The organism is Brachyspira catarrhinii (genome assembly GCF_005518285.1).
Classification (GTDB): Bacteria; Spirochaetota; Brachyspiria; order Brachyspirales; family Brachyspiraceae; genus Brachyspira; species Brachyspira catarrhinii.
In genome coordinates, this window is the sequence record NZ_SJDU01000790.1 from 1 (window position 1) to 432 (window position 432).

At 33.3% G+C, this 432-nt stretch carries 1 pseudogene; it reads left to right on the forward strand.

The window, feature by feature from the left end:
- Window positions 1–432, forward strand: a pseudogene (locus tag EZH24_RS13460) (variable surface family protein); the annotation flags it as partial.

Sequence of the window (432 nt, forward strand, 5' to 3'; positions counted from 1 at the left end):
TAACCCATATATCAGATTAGAATATAAAACAGCTTTAGAAGGTAATCAATTAGGTATTAAATCTTCTTCTTATTATGGTGTTGCTGCTGCTTCTGCTAATAGAAAAGGTGCTACTTATGACTATAAAGCTTATCAGTTCAAAATCATGCCAGTATTGGGTTTAGGTGCTAACAGCGATATAGTAAGTGTATGGTTTGAACCTTCTATAGGTTATCAAGTATCTGGAAACGGTTGGAAAAATTCTGGTTTAAGCCATTCTTTAGCTTGGGGTGCTTATGCTGAATTATACTTAACTCCTGTTAAAGACCTTGAATGGTACTTTGAAGTTGATGTTAATAATAAAAACCCAAATAACGTTAATGAAACAGTTTATGCTAATAATCCTAAAGTTAATGGAGCTAGTGGAGTTAGTTTTGCTGCTTCTACTGGTAT